Below are 19,337 nucleotides of genomic sequence, written 5' to 3'. Positions count from 1 at the left end.
AGATGTGTCCCTCAGCCGTAGACGATGCGGCGCAGCTGGCGGAGCGTGAGCTCCGGAGGTGCCACGGCGCGGTATTTCAGGTCCGCCTCGATCCGCTCGAAGATCGTCGCGTTCACCAGGCCCTGGGCCTGCAGCTCGCGGTGGCGGCGACGGACGTAGTCCTCGGTCGTCTCGTCGAAAAAGGCGAGCACGTCCTGGATCACGCGCAGTGCCTCGCCCCGGCTCAGGGGCGTGGACCGCGTCAGATGATCAACGAGTTCGTCGTGCACCCGGTAGATCCTGAGGTACGGGAACGGGTTTCGCAAGGATCCTGCCCGATTTCGGGCAGCCTTCTGTGGAAAATTCTTAGGACAACATTGAAGCTCTTATGAGCCCCTGTTCGTGAGCCGTCCATCCGGCGTCCTGCGATTCGTTGCCCAGGGGGACGAGTTTCGGACGCCATGGACATTCCTCGCATGGGAGTACCCGAGAAGCTCGCCGAGCGCATGAGCATGGCCGAGCAACACGAGTACCTGCGCGCCAGATTCTCCCGGCGCACGATGATCAGGGGCGGCGCCGTCACACTGGGCGCCGTCGCGGGTGGCGCGTTCGTGCCGGGTGCCACCGCCCGGGCCGCCGTGCCGACCCGGTCGACCGCCCCGGCGACCGGGGCTGTCGACGGTGCCTTCGTCGCGCCCTTCGGGCGTCACCTCGCCTACGGCAACGACCCGCGCACGGAGATGACGATCTCCTGGCAGGTCCCGGTCGCCGTGCACAAGCCCTTCGTCCGCATCGGCGCCCACCCCTGGGACCTGTCCCGGAGGATCGACGCCGAGGTCCGCACCCTCTACACCCCGGCCGGCGTCGGCGCGAGCGGCGACCACACGCAGTACTACCTCCACGCCAGGCTCTCCGACCTGCGCCCGGGCCGGACCTACTACTACGGCGTCGGCCACGCCGGATTCGACCCCGCCGAGCCCCACCTGCTCGGCACCCTCGGCACCTTCACCACCGCCCCCGCCCACAAGGCGCCGTTCACCTTCACCGCCTTCGGCGACCAGGGCGTCAGCTACCACGGCCTCGCCAACGACGCCCTGATCCTCGGCCAGGAACCGGCCTTCCACCTGCACGCCGGCGACATCGCCTACGGCGACCCCACCGGCCAGGGCAAGACCTCCGACACCGGCTTCGACTCGCGCGTCTGGGACCAGTTCCTGGCGCAGACCGAAACCGTCGCCAAGTCGGTCCCGTGGATGGTCAGCTACGGCAACCACGACATGGAGGCCTGGTACTCGCCCAACGGCTACGGCGGCGAGGAGGCCCGCTTCACGCTCCCCGACAACGGGCCCGACAAAGCGAACCTGCCGGGCGTCTACTCCTTCGTCCACGGCAACACGGCGATCATCTCGCTGGACCCCAACGACGTGTCCTTCGAGATCCCGGCCAACCTCGGCATCTCCGGCGGCACCCAGACCAAGTGGTTCGAGGCGCAGCTGAAGAAGTACCGCGCCTCGAAGGACATCGACTTCATCGTCGTCTTCTTCCACCACTGCGCCTACTGCACCTCCACCGCCCACGCCTCCGAGGGCGGGGTGCGCCAGGAGTGGGTGCCGCTGTTCGAGAAGTACACCGTCGACCTGGTGATCAACGGCCACAACCACCAGTACGAGCGCACCGACGTCATCAAGGGCGACGCCGTGGCCAAGAAGCTGCCGATCGGCGGCACGGCGTACCCCGAGACCGAGGGCGTGGTGTACGTGACGGCGGGTGCGGCGGGCCGCAGCCTGTACGCGTTCAGCGCTCCCGACTCGTACGAGGGCCACGAGCACGAGGTGGACTCCGTGGCCTCGTTCGTCAACCTCAAGGACGGCAAGCAGAACGAGACGGTCGCCTGGTCCCGGGTGCGCTACCTCAACTACTCCTTCCTGCGCGTGGACGTCACCCCCGCGCCGAGGGGCCGCTACGCCACGCTGAAGGTCCAGGGCATCGCCGAGACGGGTGACCGGATCGACCACTTCACGGTGGCGCGCAGGGCGAAGTAGCTCCTCACGGGCGCTGCATCCGCTTGAGCGGTCGGTCTCAACACGACGGGCACCCCGGTGGACCGTACACCGGGGTGCCCGCCCGTCCGTGGGGCGTCTACAGCCCCGCGATGGGGTTCTGCAGGTTGCCGACCAGCTGCAGGGCGCCGGACGGGTCCGCGAGGTCCACCATCTGCTTGTTGTTGCGCAGCTGCAGCCGGTTGAGGCAGGACAGGGCGAACTCGGGGGCGAACATGTCGTACTGCTCGAACTTGTCGGCGAGTTCGGGCACCGACTCCTGGTACTCGCGGGTGACGTCCGCGACCGTACGCCAGAAGTCGTCCTCCTCCAGGACTCCCTCTCCGGCGAGGTTCGCGGCGAGGAAGCGGAAGAAGCAGTCGAAGACGTCCGTGAAGATCGACAGGAGCTTCTTGTCCTCCGGGACCTCGACGCGCAGCCGCTCGACCGTCGGCGGCAGTACCGCGTCCTGGTCCATGACGGCGATCTCCTCGGCGATGTCCTTGAAGATCGCGCGCTGCACGACGCCGTCCTTCAGTACGAGGATGACGTTCTCGCCGTGCGGCATGAAGACCAGGTCGTAGGCGTAGAAGCTGTGCAGCAGCGGGGTGAAGTACGCCCGCAGGTAGTGCCGCAGCCACTCCTTCGGCGTGAGGCCGGACTGCTCGATCAGCGCGCCCGCGAAGGAGGCGCCCTCGTGGTCCACGTGGACGAGGGAGGCCATGGTGGCCAGCGACTCGCCCTCCCGCAGCGACGGCACCGGGCTCTCCCGCCACAGCGCGGCGAGCATCTTGCGGTACGGCGAGTAGCGGTCGGTCGCCTGCTCGTACTCCAGATGCCGGTAGCCGACGGCGGCGCGCTCGCGGATGATCGTCAGGCCCGTCGACTTCAGCACCGGGTCGCCCTCGATCAGCTGGGCCAGCCAGTCGTTGATCGCCGGGGTGGCCTCCATGTAGGCGGCCGACAGCCCGCGCATGAAGCCCATGTTGAGGACGGACAGCGCCGTCTTCACATAGTGCTTCTCGGGGTGCGAGGTGTTGAAGAAGGTCCGGATGGACTGCTGGGCCAGGTACTCGTCGTCGCCCTCGCCCAGGCAGACCAGGTGCCCGCGGGCGACCTCGGCGGCGAAGGTGACGGTGAGCTTGTTCCACCACTGCCAGGGGTGGACGGGGATGAGGAGGTAGTCGGCCGGGTCGAGACCCTGGTCGGTCAGCTGCTTCTCGAACCGCTCGACCGTTTCCGCGCCCAGCTCCTGCCGTACGAAGGACTCGTACTCGATGCCGGCCCCGGCCGTGAACGCCGCCCGCGAGCGGTGCGCGGCCAGCCACACCAGCCGGACCGGACTCGCGGTCTCGGGGGCGTACGACAGGTACTCGTGGATGCCGAAGCCCAGCCGGCCGTTGTTCGCGACGAAGCAGGGGTGGCCCTCGGTCATGCCGGTCTCGATGGCCTGGAAGCCGCTCCTGGCGAGCTCGGCGACCGGGATCTGCGGCTTGGTGAGCTTGTAGCAGGTGCCGGAGAGGGTGGAGGAGATCTCCTCCAGATAGACGGGGAGGATCTCGTCGCTCAGGCCCAGGGACTGCTTCAGCTCGATGAAGAAGTCCAGCGCGGCGAGCGGGAGTTCCGCGCCGTCGCGGTGGCGGGTGATCGAGTCGGCGTCCACCTGCCAGTGGTCCAGGGCGCGGCGGGTGGCGGTGAAGCGGTAGCGGGTCAGGCCGTCGTCGCTGCGGACGACGTACCCGTCGTCGCCGTCCTTCTCCGGCGTGATCAGCCGCTCGTGCGCGAACTCGGCGAGGGCCTTGCGGATCAGCAGGCGGTTGGCCTTCTCCCAGCGCTCGGGGGAGAGGTGGGCCACGGCGTCGGACAGGGTCATATCGCCACTCCTCGAGCTGCCCGGCTGCGCTTTGCCAAGAATTGTTCACGCGTGCAGAAGCTCAGCAGCGCGCGCTTCTCCGGCTTGTCGATCTCACGCGCCGGCACGAAGCCGACGGCCTCGTTCAGCGCGTGCACGGCCTTGTTGTCCACGTCCGGCTCGACCACGACCCGCCGGGTGCGGGGGTCGGCGAACAGCTCGTCCATCACGGCGGTAATCACGGCCTTGGTGAAGCCGTGGACCGGCCGGTCGGTGGGAGCGACGAGGAAGTGCATGCCGACGTCACCGGGCTCCGGGTCGTACAGGCCGACCAGCTCGCGGTGGGCGGGGTCGTACTTCTCCATCAGGAAGGCGGGTTCGCCGTCGTGCAGGCCGAGGTAGGCGTGGTGGTGCTCGTCGGCCGCGATCTCCAGGTAGGCGCGCTCGACGTCCTCCAGTCTCGCGTCCTGCATCATCCAGAACGCGGCCTTGGGGTGGGTGACCCAGCCGTGCAGCAGCTCGGCGTCCTTCATCGGGTCGAGCGGGCGGACGGTGAAGGTGCCGATGGTCATACGGCGAACTCCTGGAAGGCGATGCTCTTCTCGACCGGGTAGTACTCGCTGCCGAGCAGCTCACGGATGATGTAGCTGTTGCGGTACGCGCCCATGCCCAGGTCGGGGCTGGTGATGCTGTGCGTGTGGACGCCGGCGTTCTGCAGGAACACGCCCCGGCCGGTGACGTCGATGGCGTAGTTGCGGGCGACGTCGAAGCGGCCCCGGCCGTCGAGGCGGAGGCGGTCGCGGATCGGGGCGAGGAAGGCCGGGGGCTCGTAGTGGTAGCCGGTGGCCAGCACCAGGCCCTCGGTGCGGATCCCGAAGTCCTTGTCCTGCTCGTCCTGGTGGAAGTCCAGCTCGTAGCTCCCGTTCTCGTAGCGCGCGCCGGTCAGCGTGGAGTTGGTGAGCAGGCGGGTGGGGACAGGGCGGCCGCCGCTGGTGACGTTCTTCTGGTACAGCAGGTCGAAGATGTCGTTGATGAGGTCCGAGTTGATGCCCTTGAACAGGCCCTTCTGCTGCTTCTCCAGCCGGTAGCGGGTCTCCTCGGGCAGCGCGCGGAAGTAGTCGATGTAGTCCGGGGACGTCATCTCCAGCGTCAGCTTGGTGTACTCAAGGGGGAAGAACCGCGGGGAGCGGGTGACCCAGTTGAGCTGGTAGCCGTGGACGTCGATCTCGGAGAGCAGCTCGTGGTAGATCTCCGCGGCGCTCTGCCCGCTGCCGACGATCGTGATCGACTTCTTGGCCTGCAGCTCCGCCTTGCGGTGCATGTACTGCGCGTTGTGGAAGAAGTCACCGCCCAGGCCCCGGCACGCTTCGGGGACGAAGGGGACCGTGCCGGTGCCGAGGACCAGGTGACGGGCGTGGTACGTCTCACCGGCCTCGGTCCGTACGACGTACAGCTCGTCCTCGTACGTCACCTCGGTCACCGTCGTGCCGAAGCGGATGCTGCTCAGCTTCCCGGCGGCCCAGCGGCAGTAGTCGTCGTACTCGACCCGCAGCGGGTAGAAGTTCTCCCTGATGTAGAACGAGTACAGGCGGCCCCGCTCCTTCAGGTAGTTGAGGAAGGAGTACGGGGACGTCGGGTCGGCGAGGGTGACCAGGTCCGACATGAACGGCGTCTGGAGGTGGGCGCCGTCGAGGAACATGCCCGCGTGCCACTCGAAGTCGGGCTTCGACTCCAGGAAGACGCCGTCGAGCTCGGCGATGGGCTCGGTCAGGCAGGCGAGGCCGAGGTTGAAGGGGCCCAGGCCGATCCCCACGAAGTCATGGACGTGGCTGGCTTCAGGAAGCGCGGTCAAGGGTCTCTCCCAGGTACTGCTCGGCGTGGCCGGCGATCAGGTCGAGGACGGCGGCGATGTCGGTCGCCTGCGTCTCGGGGTTGAGCAGGGTGAACTTCAGGTAGTGGCGGCCGGCGACCTTGGTGCCCGCGACGATCGCGTCGCCGGAGGCGAACAGGGCCTTGCGGGCGTACAGGTTGGCGCGGTCGATCTCGGCCGGGTCGGTGACGGTCGCCGGGATGTAGCGGAAGACCAGGGTGGAGAGCGTCGGCTGCACGACGACGTCGAAGCGCGGGTCGGCGGCGAGCAGTTTCCAGCCCTCCTGCGCCAGGTCGCACACCTCGTCGAAGAGCTGCCCGATGCCGTCGGCGCCCATGGTCCTGAGGGTCATCCACAGCTTGAGGGCGTCGAAGCGGCGGGTGGTCTGCAGGGACTTGTCGACCTGGTTGGGGATGCGTTCCTGCACCATGCGGCGCGGGTTGAGGTACTCGGCGTGGTAGGTGGCGTGGCGCAGGGTCGAGGCGTCCTTCACGAGCACGGCCGAGGAACTCACCGGCTGGAAGAAGGACTTGTGGTAGTCGACGGTCACCGAGTCGGCGCGCTCGATGCCGTTCAGACGGTCCCGGTACTTCAGCGAGGCGAGCAGGCCGCAGCCGTAGGCGGCGTCGACGTGCAGCCAGGTGTCGAACTGCTCGCACAGCTCGGCGATCTCCGGGAGCGGGTCGATGGAGCCGAAGTCGGTGGTGCCGGCGGTGGCGACGACGGCCATGGGGACGAGGCCGTCCTGCTTGCAGCGCTCCAGCTCATGGGCGAGCGCCAGGGTCTGCATGCGCTTGTCGTGGTCGACGGGGATGGAGACCACGGCCTCCTGGCCGAGGCCCAGCAGTTTCGCCGACTTCTTCACGCTGAAGTGGCTCACCTCGGAGGCGAAGATGCGCAGTTGGGCGAGAGAGTCGGACTTCGCTTCCTCGCGGGCCAGCAGCAGCGCCTGGAGGTTGGACTGCGTGCCGCCGGAGGTGAACACGCCGTCGGCGGCCGGTCCGAGGCCGATGCGCCGGGCCGTCCAGTCGATCAGTTTCCGCTCGATGAGAGTGCCGCCGGCCGACTGGTCCCAGGTGTCGAGGGAGGAGTTGACGGCGGACAGGACGGCCTCGCCGAGCACGGCCGGGATGACGACCGGGCAGTTGAGGTGGGCCAGGTAGCGGGGGTGGTGGAAGTAGACCGCGTCCCGGAGGTAGACGTCCTCCAGTTCGTCGAGGACGGCGGTGGTGTCGTGCAGCGGCTGGTCGAGGTCGATCGCGTCGATGCGGGGGGAGAGGGCGTCGACCGTGACGCCGGTGAACGGCCGATCGGTGGTGGCGAGTTTGGCGGCCACCCGCTCGACTCCTTCGGTCACGGAGCGGCGGTACTGCTCCGCGGTGGTGTCGTTGAGCAGGTGCGAGCGCATGTGGGGGTCCTCCGGTGGGGACGGTCCGGTGCGGGACGGAACGGGGCGGAGCCTCGGTTCAGCTTAGGTTAGCCTAACCTAAGCTCATTTTCCCGAAACCCCGCCCACCCGTGACTGTGGTCACGTCTGCGTCCACGGGTAACTCCCGTGGACGGATGCGCCGTTACTCCTGCGTGCGCAGCTGCTCCTCGGTCATCCCCTGCCGCCAGTAGCCCACGAAGGTCACCCGCCGGCGGTCGATCCCGCGCTCGCCCACGAAGTGCCGGCGCAGCGCCTTCACACAGCCGGACTCGCCGGCGATCCAGACGTACGGCCGCTCGGCGGGCGGGAGTTGCGCGCCGCGGAGGGCGCCGAGGGCCATGGGGGACCCCTCGGCGCTCTGCTCTCCGCCGTCCCGCACGAGCCAGGTGATCTCGGCGTCCGCCTCGGTGGTGAGGTCCTGGATGTCCCCGGCGTGCGGCACCTCCAGCCAGACCCGGGCGCGGGTGCCGGCCGGCAGCGACTCGACGATGGCCGAAGCGGCCGGTACGGCGGTCTCGTCGCCCCAGATCACCACCAGATCGGCGTCCGCGGGCGGCCGGAAGCGGATCGCGCGGTTGTCCGCGATCGCCGGACCGAGCAGCAGCACCCGGTCCCCGGCGGCGGCCCGTGCGGCCCACCGGGAGGCGGGGCCCGCCTGGGTGGCGCCTCCCGGCTCGACGCCGTGCAGCGCGAAGTCGATGTCGATCTCATCGGGATCACGCCGCAGCGCCCGGAGCGTGTACGACCGCATCACCGCCCGTACGTCGTCCGGCAGTTCCCGCCACCCCTGCCACCAGCCGTCCCCCAGCTCGATCGGCACGACCGGCTCCGGCTGACCCGGGTGCGGCAGGAACAGCGACAGCGACTGGTCCCGCCCGTCGGAGTGGAACGCGTGCAGGTCGGGCCCGGCAAAGGTGACGCGCACCAGAGACGGCCCGAGCCGCCTCGTCCGCACGACGTGGAGGGAGAAGAAGCGGAACGGGGCGGCTACGGCGGTTGTCATGGGGGGCTCCTGAGTTGACGTCAGGTATGGGATTGGGGGGATGGCGGCGGACTCAAGGCACCGCCCTCCCCGTGAAGCGCCTAACTGACCTTCTTGGCCTTCTCGATGGCCTTCGCCAGGTTCTCCACCATCGGCACACACTTGTCGTACGAGAGGATCGGCTCGGGCGAACGCCCGATGACCTGCCCCGCCTTCACCGCGGGCAGCTTCTTCCAGGTGCCCTCGGTGATGTCGGCAGGCTGGATCGCCGAGGACCGGTCGTCCATCATGATGATGTCGGCCGGGTACTTGTCGACGTTCTCCCAGCTCAGCGACTCGAACCAGCCGCCGCCCTTGGCCTTGGCCTTCTCCGGCGGCTCGACGAAGTTCACGCCGAGGGCCTTGAAGTACTCCAGGTCGACGGAGAGGTTGGTGCCGGAGACGTAGAACAGGTCCTGGCTGGCGGAACCGGCCATCACCTTGATGTCCGGCTTGGCCTTGGCGGCCGCGCGCAGCCGGGCGGAGGCGTCCTCGAACCGCTTCTTCGCCTCGGTGATCTTCGACGACGTCACGTCCGCGCCGAGTGACTTGGCGAGCTCCAGCATGCGCTGCAGCGGCTCGGTCAGCTGGCGGTCGTAGACGGAGATGCCGACGCTCGGGGCGCCCACGGCCTCGATCTTCTTCGTCGCCTCCTCCGGGACGTACCAGAGGGTGCCGACGTTGTCGAACATCGTGGTGATGAGGACGTCGGGGGCCAGGGCCGCGTACTTCTCGATGCTGAACTGGCCCCACTCGTTGCCGAGGATCGTCAGCTTGCTGATGTCCATGTCGCCGGCCTGGACATCGGCCTTGCCGTCCTTGGTCTCGGTCGGGCCGAAGACGCCCTTGGCCTGGATGCCGTAGTCGTACAGCGCGGCGGCGACGCCGACGAACGCGACGATGTTCGAGGGGACCTTGTCGGCCTTCGCGGTCCGGCCGCGGTCGTCCTTGAAGGACCAGGGGCCGGACTTCGCCGCCTCCTTGGCGTCCGATCCGCTGCTCTTCCGGTCGTCGTCACCGCAGGCGGCGAGGGCGGCACCGAGGCCGAGGGCGCCACCTGCGGCGAGGATGCCACGGCGGGACAGTCTTACAGGGCGGGCGTTGGACATGGGTGCCTTCTGCTTTCGTGCATGCGGGGACGCTGGCGGAACCGTGCTTAGGGTAGCCTAACCTCAGCACCTGTCCAGAGGTCAACCGCCCGTACGCTCCGGCCGTATGTCCCGCGCAGGCCCCGTCATACGCCCACCGCGTCAGCCCGCCAGCCCCAACTCCCGTGCGATCAGCATGCGTTGTACCTCGCTCGTCCCCTCGCCGATCTCCAGGATCTTGGAGTCGCGCCACATGCGGGCGACCGGATACTCGTTCATGAAGCCGTAGCCGCCGTGGATCTGGGTGGCGTCGCGGGCGTTGTCGACGGCGATGGTGGAGGAATAGAGCTTCGCGAGTGCCGCCTCCTTCTTGAAGGGTTCGCCCGCCACCAGGCGGCTCGCCGCGTCGCGCCAGGCCAGGCGGGACGTGTGGGCCTTCATCTCCATGTCGGCGATCTTGAACTGGATGGCCTGGTTGGCGCCGATGGGCCTGCCGAAGGCGTGGCGTTCCTTCGCGTACTTGACCGATTCGTCCACGCAGCCCTGGGCGAGGCCCGTCGCCAGGGCCGCGATGGCGATGCGGCCCTCGTCGAGGATGCGGAGGAACTGGGCGTAGCCGCGCCCCTCCTCGCCGAGCAGATTCGCTGCCGGGACGCGGACGTCGGAGAAGGACAGTTCGCGGGTGTCGGAGGCGTTCCAGCCGACCTTCGAGTAGGGGGCCGCCACCGTGAAGCCGGGGGTGCCGGACGGGACGATGAGGGACGAGATCCGCGGCTTGCCGTCCGGGCCCCGGCCCGTGACCGCCGTGACCGTGACCAGGCCCGTGATGTCCGTGCCCGAGTTGGTGATGAAGCACTTGGTGCCGTTGATCACCCATTCGCCGGACGACTCGTCGAGGCGGGCCGTCGTACGGGTCGCGCCCGCGTCCGAGCCGCCGTCCGGTTCCGTCAGACCGAAGGCGCCCAGCATCTCGCCCGAGCAGAGGCGGGGGAGCCACTCGCGCTTCTGCTCCTGAGTGCCGTAGCGGTAGATCGGCATCGCGCCCAGGGAGACCCCGGCTTCGAGCGTGATCGCGATCGAGGAGTCGACGCGGGCCAGTTCCTCCAGTGCGATGCCCAGGGCCAGATAGTCGCCGCCCATGCCGCCGTACTCCTCCGGGAACGGCAGGCCGAACAGGCCCATGCGGCCCATCTCCCGGACGATTTCGTACGGGAACTCATGGTGTTCGTAGTACTCGCCGATCTTCGGCGCCACGACATCGTGTGCGAACTCCTCGACCGTGCTGCGGAGTTCGTCCAGTTCGGGGGAGAGCTTGTGGTCCATGGTCGTTCACTGCTCCTTGTGGGAGGCGGTGTGGGAGAGGGCACGCACGGTGCGGGACGGGCTGGGTCGGCCCAGGTGGTCGGCCATCCACACGCTGGTGGCGACGAGACGGCCGAGGTCGACCCCGGTGTCGATGCCGAGGCCCTGCAGCATCCACACGAGGTCTTCGGTGGCGAGGTTTCCGGTGGCGCTCTTCGCGTACGGGCAGCCGCCCAGACCGCCGGCCGAGGCGTCGACGGTCGTCACGCCGTGGTGGAGGGCGGCGAGGGTGTTGGCGAGCGCCTGGCCGTAGGTGTCGTGGAAGTGCACGCCCAGCGCCTCGGTGGGGACGCCCTGTTCGTCGAGGGCGGTGAGGAGGGCGCGTACGTGGCCCGGCGTGGCCACGCCGATCGTGTCGCCCAGGCTCAGTTCGTCGCAGCCCATGTCGACGAGGGCCCGGCAGACGCGGACCACCTGGGGGACCGGGACCTGGCCCTCCCACGGGTCGCCGAAGCACATCGACAGGTAGCCGCGGACCTGGACGCCCTCCGCCTTCGCCCGCGCCACCACCGGCTCGAACATGGCCAGCGCCTCGTCCACCGTGCGGTTGAGGTTGGCCTTCGCGAAGGACTCGGTGGCGCTGGCGAAGACGGCGATCCGGCGGGCGCCGAGCTTCAGCGCGCGGTCCAGGCCGCGTTCGTTCGGCACCAGGACCGGGAGCGCCACCGGGAGGTCGCCGACCAGCGGGTAGAGCCGCTCCGCGTCCGCCAGTTGGGGCACCCACTCGGGGTGGACGAAGCTGGTCGCCTCGATGGTCGTCAGGCCCGCGTCGGCCAGGCGGCGGATGAACTCCGCCTTGACCTCGGTCTCCACGGTCACCTGCTCGTTCTGCAGGCCGTCGCGGGCGCCGACCTCGTGGATCCGGACGCGGGCGGGGAGGCCGGGGGACGGGACGGTCATGGGCAAGGTCATTTCTCCTCCTCCGCCGGGGCGATGACCGCCAGGACCTGGTCCATGGCGACGGTCGTGCCCGGCGTGACGTCCAGTTCGGTGACCGTGCCGGCGTGCGGGGCGGAGATGACGTGTTCCATCTTCATCGCCTCCACGACCAGCAGGCTCTGCCCGGCGGCCACCTCGTCGCCGACGGCGACCTTCACCACGGTCACCGTGCCGGGCATGGGCGCGGTGAGCGAGTCGGCGCCCGCGTGGGCCGCGCGGGTGAGGGACGCGGCGACCGGGTCGTGGTCGCGTACGTGCCAGGCGTCGCCGTCGCGGCCGAGCCAGTCGGCGGCGCGGTGGAAGGTGTGGCGGACGCCGTCCAGCGTCACCGAGACCTGGTCGCCGGTGACGGTGTGGGTGCCGCGCGGGGTGTGCTCCACGGGGTCGCCGAGTGCGCGCAGAGGGAACGTCACGGGCTTGGGCTCCCCGCCCAGCCGCCAGCCGCTCGGCACCGAGAACGGGTCCGTCCAGCCCTCGTCCCCCGGACGCAGGGCGTCCAGACGTACGGCCGCCGCCGCCTCGTACACCTCCTCCGGTACGTCCGTGGAGACGAGCCCGTCCACCTCCCGCTCCACCAGCCCGGTGTCCAACTCGCCCGCCACCACCGCCGGATGCGCCAGCAGCCGCCGCAGGAACCCGGCGTTCGTCTGCACGCCCAGCGTGACCGTCTCCGCGAGAGCCGCCCGGAGCTTGCGCAGGGCCGTGGCGCGGTCGGGGCCGTACGCGATCACCTTGGACAGCATCGGGTCGTACAGGCTGCCGACCTCGGTGCCCTCGCTGAGCCCGGAGTCGGTGCGGATGCCGTCGCCCTGCGGTTCGCGCAGCTTCAGGACCGTGCCGCCCGAGGGGAGGAAGCCCCGCGCCGGGTCTTCGGCGCAGATGCGGGCCTCGATCGCGTGTCCGGTGAGCCGGATGTCGTCCTGGGTGAAGGACAGCGGCTCGCCCGCCGCCACCCGCAGCTGCCACTCCACCAGGTCCAGGCCGGTGACCAGCTCGGTGACCGGGTGCTCGACCTGGAGGCGGGTGTTCATCTCCATGAAGTAGTACGACGTCGGATCCCCGCCGGGGACGATGAACTCCACCGTGCCCGCGCCCCGGTACCCGCAGGAGCGGGCCGCCTGGACCGCCGCCTCGCCCATCGCGGCACGCGTGCCGGAGTCGAGGAGCACGCTGGGCGCCTCCTCGATGATCTTCTGGTGGCGGCGCTGGAGGGAGCACTCGCGCTCGCCCAGGTGGACGACGGTGCCGTGGCCGTCGGCCAGGACCTGGATCTCGATGTGCCGGGGGCGGTCGATCCACCGCTCGACGAGGAGCGTGTCGTCGCCGAAGGAGGCCGCGGCCTCGCGCCGGGCCGCCGCGATCTCCTCGTCCAGCCGTGCCAGGTCCCGCACCAGGCGCATGCCCTTGCCGCCGCCGCCGGCCGAGGGCTTGAGCAGCACGGGTGCGCCCAGCTCCCGGGCCGCCTCGGCCAGCTCGGGGTCACGGCCACCGGGCACCACGGGCACGCCGGCCGCCTTCACCGTCTCCTTGGCGCGGATCTTGTCGCCCATGAGCGCGATGGCCTCGGCGGGCGGCCCGATGAAGACCAGTCCCGCCTCCTCGCAGGCGCGCGCGAAGTCGGCGTTCTCCGCGAGGAAGCCGTAGCCGGGATGGACCGCCTGGGCGCCGGTCCGGGCCGCCGCGTCGAGGAGCCGTTCCACCGAGAGATAGCTCTGTGCGGCCGGCGCCGGGCCGATCCGTACCGCCGTGTCGGCCTCCCGGACGTGCCGGGCGTCGGCGTCCGCGTCGGAGTGGACGGCCACCGAGCGCACGCCGAGCGCGCGCAGCGTACGGATGACGCGGACCGCGATCTCGCCCCGGTTGGCCACGAGCACTGTGTCGAACATGGGTCCCCTCCTCACATCCGGAAGACGCCGAACGCCGGCTCACCGAGCGGGGCGTTCGCGCACGCGGTCAGGGCCAGGCCCAGCACCTGGCGGGTCTCAAGCGGATCGATCACGCCGTCGTCCCACAGGCGGGCCGTCGCGTAGTAAGCGTTCCCCTGGCGTTCGTACTGCGCACGGATCGGCGCCTTGAAGGTCTCTTCCTCCTCCGCCGACCAGGGCTCCCCGCGCGCTTCCAGCTGGTCCCGCTTGACGGTCGCGAGGACGGAGGCGGCCTGTTCGCCGCCCATGACCGAGATCTTGGCGTTCGGCCACATCCACAGGAAGCGGGGTGAGTACGCCCGTCCGCACATGGAGTAGTTCCCGGCGCCGTACGACCCGCCGACCACGACGGTCAGTTTCGGTACGCGCGTGCAGGCCACGGCGGTCACCATCTTGGCGCCGTGCTTGGCGATGCCGCCCGCCTCGTAGTCCTTGCCGACCATGAAGCCGGAGATGTTCTGCAGGAACACCAGCGGGATGCCGCGCTGGTCGCAGAGCTCGATGAAGTGGGCGCCCTTCTGGGCGGACTCGGAGAACAGGATGCCGTTGTTGGCGACGATCCCGACCGGGTGGCCGTGGATCCGGGCGAAGCCGGTGACGAGGGTCTGCCCGAACTCGGCCTTGAACTCGGCGAAACGGGAGCCGTCGACGACCCGCGCGATGATCTCGCGTACGTCGTAGGGGGTGCGGGAGTCGACCGGGACGGCGCCGTACAGCCCGTACGGGTCGATCTTCGGCTCGACGGCGGGCCGGACCTCCCAGGGGAGGGGGCCGCGCGCGGGGAGGGTGGCGACGATGTTCCGTACGATCCGCAGGGCGTGCGCGTCGTTCTCCGCGAGGTGGTCGGTGACGCCCGACACACGTGCGTGCACCTCGCCGCCGCCCAGTTCCTCGGCGGTGACGACCTCGCCGGTGGCGGCCTTCACGAGCGGGGGGCCGCCCAGGAAGATGGTCCCCTGGTTCCGGACGATCACGGCCTCGTCGCTCATCGCCGGGACGTACGCCCCGCCGGCGGTGCAGGAGCCGAGCACGGCGGCGATCTGGGGGATCCCGGCGCCGGACATCCGGGCCTGGTTGTAGAAGATCCGGCCGAAGTGCTCGCGGTCCGGGAACACCTCGTCCTGCATGGGCAGGAAGGCGCCGCCGGAGTCGACGAGGTAGAGGCAGGGGAGGCGGTTCTCCAGGGCCACCTCCTGCGCCCGCAGATGCTTCTTGACGGTCATGGGGTAGTAGGTCCCGCCCTTGACCGTGGCGTCGTTGGCGACGATCACGCACTCGCGTCCGCTGACCCTGCCGATGCCGGCGATGACCCCGGCGGCCGGGGCCTGCCCGTCGTACATCCCGTCGGCGGCGAGGGGTGCCAGCTCCAGGAAGGGTGAGCCGGGGTCGAGGAGGCTGTCCACCCGGTCGCGCGGCAGCAGCTTTCCGCGCGCGGTGTGCCGCGCCCGGGCCTTCTCGCCGCCGCCGAGCCGGGCCTCGGCGAGCTTGGCGTGCAGCTCCTCCACCAGGGCGCGGTGCGCCTCCTCGTTGGCGTGCCAGGCCTCCGACGCGGGGTCTGCCGCGCTGTGGAGCTCCGGTGCCTCGTGCATCCTGCGGTCCCCTCACTTGTTAATGAGCGTTAACGCATTTCCTCCAGGTTAACGAGCGCTAACCCCGCTGTCTAGAATTGCCTCCATGGCCACCAGAACCGACGCCCCCACCCGTCGCGAGCAGATCCTCAAGGAGGCCGCCCGGCTGTTCGCCGAGCGCGGCTTCCATGGCGTCGGTGTCGACGAGATAGGAGCCGCGGTCGGCATCAGCGGGCCCGGTCTGTACCGGCACTTCGCCGGCAAGGACGCGATGCTCGCCGAGTTGCTGGTCGGCATCAGCGGTCAGCTGCTGACGGGCGCCAAGCGGCGCCTGACGGAGGCCGAGGGGGACGCCCGGGCTCCCGAGGCGGTCCTCGACTCGCTCATCGAGGGGCATATCGACTTCGCGCTCGACGACCGTCCCCTCATCACCCTGCACGACCGGGAGCTGGACCGCCTCCGGGACAGCGACCGCAAGCTGGTACGGCAGTTGCAGCGGCAGTACGTCGAGCTGTGGGTGCGGGTGCTGCGCGAGGTCTACCCGGAGCTGTCCGAGCCGGCCGCCCGCTCCGCGGTCCACTCGGTCTTCGGCCTGCTGAACTCGACGCCGCATCTGGCGAGGTCCGGCTCCCTGCCGGGGCGCGGCGCCACGGCGGCGCTGCTGCACCGGATGGCGCGGGGGGCGTTCGCGGCGGCCGGGGCGGAGTGACGCCGGTGCCGGTGGGTGCCTGCGGCGGCCTGTGCGGGTTCGGTGGGGGTTCGCGTTGCGCCTACGGATGCGGGTGTGAGTCGGGGCCGCGCCGGGGGGTGTCCGTCCTCGGTCCGGCGGAACCGTCTCCTGCGGAGGTGGGCGGTGATGGACGCCGGCCGCTGCGGGCGGACACCCCCCGACACGGCCCCTTGCCGCCGTGGGCGGGTGCGGGTGTGTGGGGGGTTGGCGTTCGCGCCCCCGGCACGTCCCTTTCTCGCTGTGGGTGGGTGCGGGTGGGGCGCGGCCCGGCGCTACCCGACCCGCTGCATCGCCTTCCACCGTCGTTCCGCCATCGTCGCTCCGGACTCGCGGCGGGCCATTCGGCGTAGGACGGGCGGGGCGAGGAGGAGGCCGGCGAGGGACCAGGCGGACAGTACGGCCGCTGTCTCCAGGTGGCGCCAGGACGCGCCGATCTCGACGGCGACCGCGCCGGCCGGCAGCAGGGCGGACCGGAGGCCGAGGCCGAGCCAGTACACGGGGAAGATCTGGCCGACGGTCTGCAGCCACTCGGGCAGCTTCGACAGGGGGAAGTAGATGCCGGAGACGACGACGAGTCCCATCACCGGAAGCATGAGCAGGCCGACGGTGCGCGGACTGCCGACCAGGGAGCCGATGACGGCGCCGATCGGCAGGGTGGCCAGGAGGCCGAGCGGCACCACCCACAGCAGGATCAGCCAGGCCGTGCCGCCCTGCTGGGCGACACCGTCGACCAGGAACACACCGGCGACGAGGGCGAGTGCCATGGAGACGACAGCCGTACCGGACACCAGGATGATCTTGCCTACCAGGTGACCGACCATGCCGTGCGGCACCGCCTTGGCCCGCAGCAGCGTGCCGTCCTCCCGCTCGGTCGCGAGGAGCTGCGCCGTGGTCGTCATCCCCGTGAACGCCAGCGTCATCCCGAGCAGGCTCGGCAGCATGAACGCGCCGGCGGATATACCCGCGCCCTTCAGCCGGTCGTCCCCGGCCAGCAGCACCGGCACGATCATCAGGACCGTCCAGAGCCCGTGCCCGAACAGGTCCTGGCCCGTGGTGAAGGTCTGCCGCAGTTCCGTCCAGCCCCGCCGCACCCCGGCCCGCGCCGCGTACCACACCGGACTCATCGCTGTCCCTCCCCAAGGGTGTGTGCCGCCTGTTCGCCGGGGCCGTTCCCCGCCTCCCACTCCCGCACCATCGTCAGGTAGGTGTCCTCCAGGCTCGCCCGGCGCACCTCCAGCCCGCCGATGGCGTCGCCGTGTTCCTCGAACAGCCGGCGGACGAACCGGGTGGGCTCGGCCGTCGCCTCTTCGAAGGGCTGCCCGTCCCGGGTCCAGCGCACGGTGGCCTCGGCCGATGCCTGCCGGGACAGCTCCTCGGCCGGGCCGTCGGCCACGATGCGGCCACCGGCCAGGATGAGGATCCGGTCGGCGAGCTTCTCCGCCTCCGCGAGGTCGTGCGTGGTCAGCAGAACGGTGGTGCGCTCGTCCGCGAGCCCGCGCACCAGGCCGTGGAACTCGTTCCTGGCCTCCGGGTCGAGACCGGCCGTCGGCTCGTCCAGGAACAGCAGCTCGGGCCTGCCCACGATGCCGACGGCCACGTCGAAGCGCCTGCGCTGCCCGCCGGACAGGGTCCCGACCCGCTTGTCCGCCTGCTCGGTCAGTCCCACGGCGGCGATGAGCTCGTCGACGTCCCGCGGCCGCTGCACGTAGGCGGTGGAGTAGGGGACGTAGTACGAGCCGAGATGGGCCAGCAGTTCCCGCACCCGCCACTTGCCGTGGTCGCGCCAGGACTGCAGCACGATGCCCAGCCGCGCACGCCACCGCTCGTCCCCACGCGCCGGATCGGTGCCGAGGACGGTGACGTCCCCGGCCGAGCGCATCCGGAAGCCTTCCAGGATCTCGATCGTGGTGGTCTTGCCCGCGCCGTTCGGGCCGAGCAGTACGACGACCTCGCCGCGCCGGGCCGTGAAGTCGACCCCCTTCAGGACGTCCTGGCTGCGGTAGCGCATCCGCAGATCACGTACGTCGATGACCGTGTCGCTCTCGGGCGGTGGGCTGCTCCCCGTCCCGGATAAGGCGTGCGCGGTCGTCATCGGTGTTCCCCCTCTGGTCTGCTGTCACGGGGGGCGACCCGCCTCCCCTTGACCAGCACTTTACTGATTGTCCTGGCCGGGCGAATCCCGGTGGGCGGGTGTCAATCGTGACGAGCGTTACTCCCGTCCCACCCTGGACGCCGTCCATTACCCGCCGGTACGCTGGGTGAGCAAGCGCTTAGCCAAGGGATCGCAACCTTCGGTCGGGGATTCCGGGCGGCGAGCAACCAGGTACGCGAGAGCGGCGCCGGTTCAGGCGCAAAGGAGGGCGGCGGCGTGCGCCGTACAGTGTTCAACGAGGACCACGAGGCGTTCCGGGAGACCCTTCGCGCCTTCATCGAGGCCGAGGTCGTCCCCGTCTACGACGAGTGGTTCGCCGCGGGCCAGGCGCCGCGCGACTTCTACTACAAGCTCGCCGAGCTCGGTGTCTTCGGCATCCGCGTCGACGAGGAGTACGGCGGCGCCGGCATCGACTCCTACAAGTTCGAGGCCATCATCTACGAGGAGACCGCCCGCGCGGGCGTCTCCTTCGGCGGCTCCGGCGTGCACGTGCTGCTCGGCCTGCCGTACATCAAGATGCTCGCCAACGACGAGCAGAAGAAGCGCTACCTGCCCAAGTTCGTCTCCGGCGAGGAGATGTGGGCGATCGCGATGACCGAGCCGGGCACCGGCTCCGACCTCGCGGGCATGAAGACCACCGCCAAGCTGAGCGAGGACGGCACCCACTACGTCCTCAACGGCGCCAAGACCTTCATCACCGGCGGTGTGCACGCCGACCGGATGATCGTCTGCGCCCGCACCGCCGCGCCCACCGCCGAGGACCGCCGGCACGGCATCTCCCTCTTCGTCGTGGACACCAAGGCCGAGGGCTACTCGGTCGGCCGCAAGCTGGACAAGCTCGGCCTGAAGACCTCCGACACCGCCGAGCTGGCGTTCGTCGACGTGAAGGTCCCGGTCGAGGACCTCCTTGGCGAGGAGAACAAGGGCTTCTACTACCTCGGCCACAACCTCGCCTCCGAGCGCTGGGGCATCGCCTACGGCGCCTACGCGCAGGCCAAGGCCGCCGTCCGGTTCGCCAAGGAGTACGTCCAGCAGCGCACCGTCTTCGGCAAGCCCGTCGCCGCCTTCCAGAACACCAAGTTCGAGCTGGCCGCCTGCCAGGCCGAGGTGGACGCCGCGGAGGCCGTCGCCGACCGTGCCCTGGAGGCCCTGGACGCGGGCGAGCTGACCCCCGCCGAGGCCGCCAGCGCCAAGCTGTTCTGCACCGAGGTCGCCCACCGCGTGATCGACCGCTGCCTCCAGCTGCACGGCGGCTACGGCTTCATGAACGAGTACCCGATCGCCCGCCTGTACGCGGACAACCGCGTCAACCGCATCTACGGCGGCACCAGCGAGATCATGAAGACGATCATCGCCAAGGACATGGGTCTGTAAGGTCCACGA

At 70.0% G+C, this 19,337-nt stretch carries 16 protein-coding genes; 3 read left to right on the top strand and 13 right to left on the bottom strand.

Going from position 1 to position 19,337, the window contains the following annotated elements; all coding sequences use genetic code 11:
* Nucleotides 1–11: 11 nt before the first annotated feature.
* Nucleotides 12–269 carry a hypothetical protein gene (locus NW895_RS18470; RefSeq protein ID WP_289937021.1) on the bottom strand — a complete coding sequence of 86 codons (258 nt, stop codon included), beginning with the start codon at nt 267–269 and terminating at the stop codon, nt 12–14.
* Between the two features lie 186 nt (nt 270–455).
* Here NW895_RS18470 and NW895_RS18465 point away from each other — a divergent pair, with 186 nt between their 5' ends.
* Nucleotides 456–2,021 carry a metallophosphoesterase family protein gene (locus tag NW895_RS18465; protein ID WP_289936810.1) on the top strand — a complete coding sequence of 522 codons (1,566 nt, stop codon included), beginning with the start codon at nt 456–458 and terminating at the stop codon, nt 2,019–2,021.
* Between the two features lie 97 nt (nt 2,022–2,118).
* On the opposite strand, the gene NW895_RS18460 is transcribed toward NW895_RS18465, so the two are convergent.
* The 10 genes from NW895_RS18460 to NW895_RS18415 all read right to left on the bottom strand — a co-directional run bounded on the left by NW895_RS18460 (nt 2,119) and on the right by NW895_RS18415 (nt 15,093).
* Nucleotides 2,119–3,891: an IucA/IucC family siderophore biosynthesis protein gene (locus NW895_RS18460; RefSeq protein WP_289936809.1), complete on the bottom strand. Its 1,773-nt coding sequence runs from the start codon at nt 3,889–3,891 to the stop codon at nt 2,119–2,121.
* Nucleotides 3,888–4,442, bottom strand: a complete 555-nt coding sequence (locus NW895_RS18455; RefSeq protein WP_289936808.1) for a GNAT family N-acetyltransferase — start codon at nt 4,440–4,442, stop codon at nt 3,888–3,890. The genes NW895_RS18460 and NW895_RS18455 overlap by 4 nt, the downstream gene beginning before the upstream one ends.
* Entirely contained in the window at nt 4,439–5,722 is a 1,284-nt protein-coding gene (locus NW895_RS18450) for a lysine N(6)-hydroxylase/L-ornithine N(5)-oxygenase family protein (protein ID WP_289936807.1), read from the bottom strand. Before NW895_RS18450 ends, NW895_RS18455 begins: the two co-directional genes overlap by 4 nt.
* Nucleotides 5,706–7,148, bottom strand: coding sequence for a lysine decarboxylase DesA (gene desA, locus NW895_RS18445; RefSeq protein ID WP_289936806.1), 1,443 nt, complete (start codon nt 7,146–7,148; stop codon nt 5,706–5,708). The genes NW895_RS18450 and desA overlap by 17 nt, the downstream gene beginning before the upstream one ends.
* Nucleotides 7,149–7,311: 163 nt before the next feature.
* Nucleotides 7,312–8,172, bottom strand: coding sequence for a siderophore-interacting protein (locus tag NW895_RS18440; RefSeq protein ID WP_289936805.1), 861 nt, complete (start codon nt 8,170–8,172; stop codon nt 7,312–7,314).
* 80 nt (nt 8,173–8,252) lie between these two features.
* Entirely contained in the window at nt 8,253–9,299 is a 1,047-nt protein-coding gene (locus NW895_RS18435) for an ABC transporter substrate-binding protein (RefSeq protein ID WP_289936804.1), read from the bottom strand.
* A 141-nt stretch (nt 9,300–9,440) separates the two neighbouring features.
* Nucleotides 9,441–10,601 carry an acyl-CoA dehydrogenase family protein gene (locus NW895_RS18430; RefSeq protein ID WP_289936803.1) on the bottom strand — a complete coding sequence of 387 codons (1,161 nt, stop codon included), beginning with the start codon at nt 10,599–10,601 and terminating at the stop codon, nt 9,441–9,443.
* Between the two features lie 6 nt (nt 10,602–10,607).
* Entirely contained in the window at nt 10,608–11,552 is a 945-nt protein-coding gene (locus NW895_RS18425) for a hydroxymethylglutaryl-CoA lyase (protein ID WP_289936802.1), read from the bottom strand.
* A complete protein-coding gene (locus tag NW895_RS18420) occupies nt 11,549–13,465 on the bottom strand; it encodes an acetyl/propionyl/methylcrotonyl-CoA carboxylase subunit alpha (RefSeq protein WP_289936801.1) in 1,917 nt (638 codons plus the stop codon). The genes NW895_RS18425 and NW895_RS18420 overlap by 4 nt, the downstream gene beginning before the upstream one ends.
* An 11-nt stretch (nt 13,466–13,476) precedes the next feature.
* Entirely contained in the window at nt 13,477–15,093 is a 1,617-nt protein-coding gene (locus NW895_RS18415) for a carboxyl transferase domain-containing protein (RefSeq protein ID WP_289936800.1), read from the bottom strand.
* 85 nt (nt 15,094–15,178) lie between these two features.
* Here NW895_RS18415 and NW895_RS18410 point away from each other — a divergent pair, with 85 nt between their 5' ends.
* On the top strand, nt 15,179–15,781 hold the full coding sequence (locus tag NW895_RS18410; RefSeq protein WP_289936799.1) for a TetR/AcrR family transcriptional regulator: 603 nt from the start codon (nt 15,179–15,181) through the stop codon (nt 15,779–15,781).
* A 293-nt stretch (nt 15,782–16,074) separates the two neighbouring features.
* Here NW895_RS18410 and NW895_RS18405 read toward each other — a convergent pair whose 3' ends face one another.
* Nucleotides 16,075–16,926 (bottom strand): ABC transporter permease, encoded by an 852-nt coding sequence (locus NW895_RS18405; RefSeq protein WP_289936798.1) that lies wholly within the window; start codon nt 16,924–16,926, stop codon nt 16,075–16,077.
* On the bottom strand, nt 16,923–17,894 hold the full coding sequence (locus tag NW895_RS18400) for an ABC transporter ATP-binding protein (protein WP_289936797.1): 972 nt from the start codon (nt 17,892–17,894) through the stop codon (nt 16,923–16,925). Before NW895_RS18400 ends, NW895_RS18405 begins: the two co-directional genes overlap by 4 nt.
* A 276-nt stretch (nt 17,895–18,170) precedes the next feature.
* Between NW895_RS18400 and NW895_RS18395 the strand changes: the two genes are divergently transcribed.
* Nucleotides 18,171–19,328: an acyl-CoA dehydrogenase family protein gene (locus tag NW895_RS18395; protein WP_289936796.1), complete on the top strand. Its 1,158-nt coding sequence runs from the start codon at nt 18,171–18,173 to the stop codon at nt 19,326–19,328.
* Nucleotides 19,329–19,337 lie beyond the last annotated feature (9 nt).

The organism is Streptomyces sp. S.PNR 29 (assembly GCF_030386795.1).
Lineage (GTDB): Bacteria > Actinomycetota > Actinomycetes > Streptomycetales > Streptomycetaceae > Streptomyces.
Note: the sequence above shows the minus strand (reverse complement) of the source record. Positions and strands in the feature narration are given on the sequence as shown.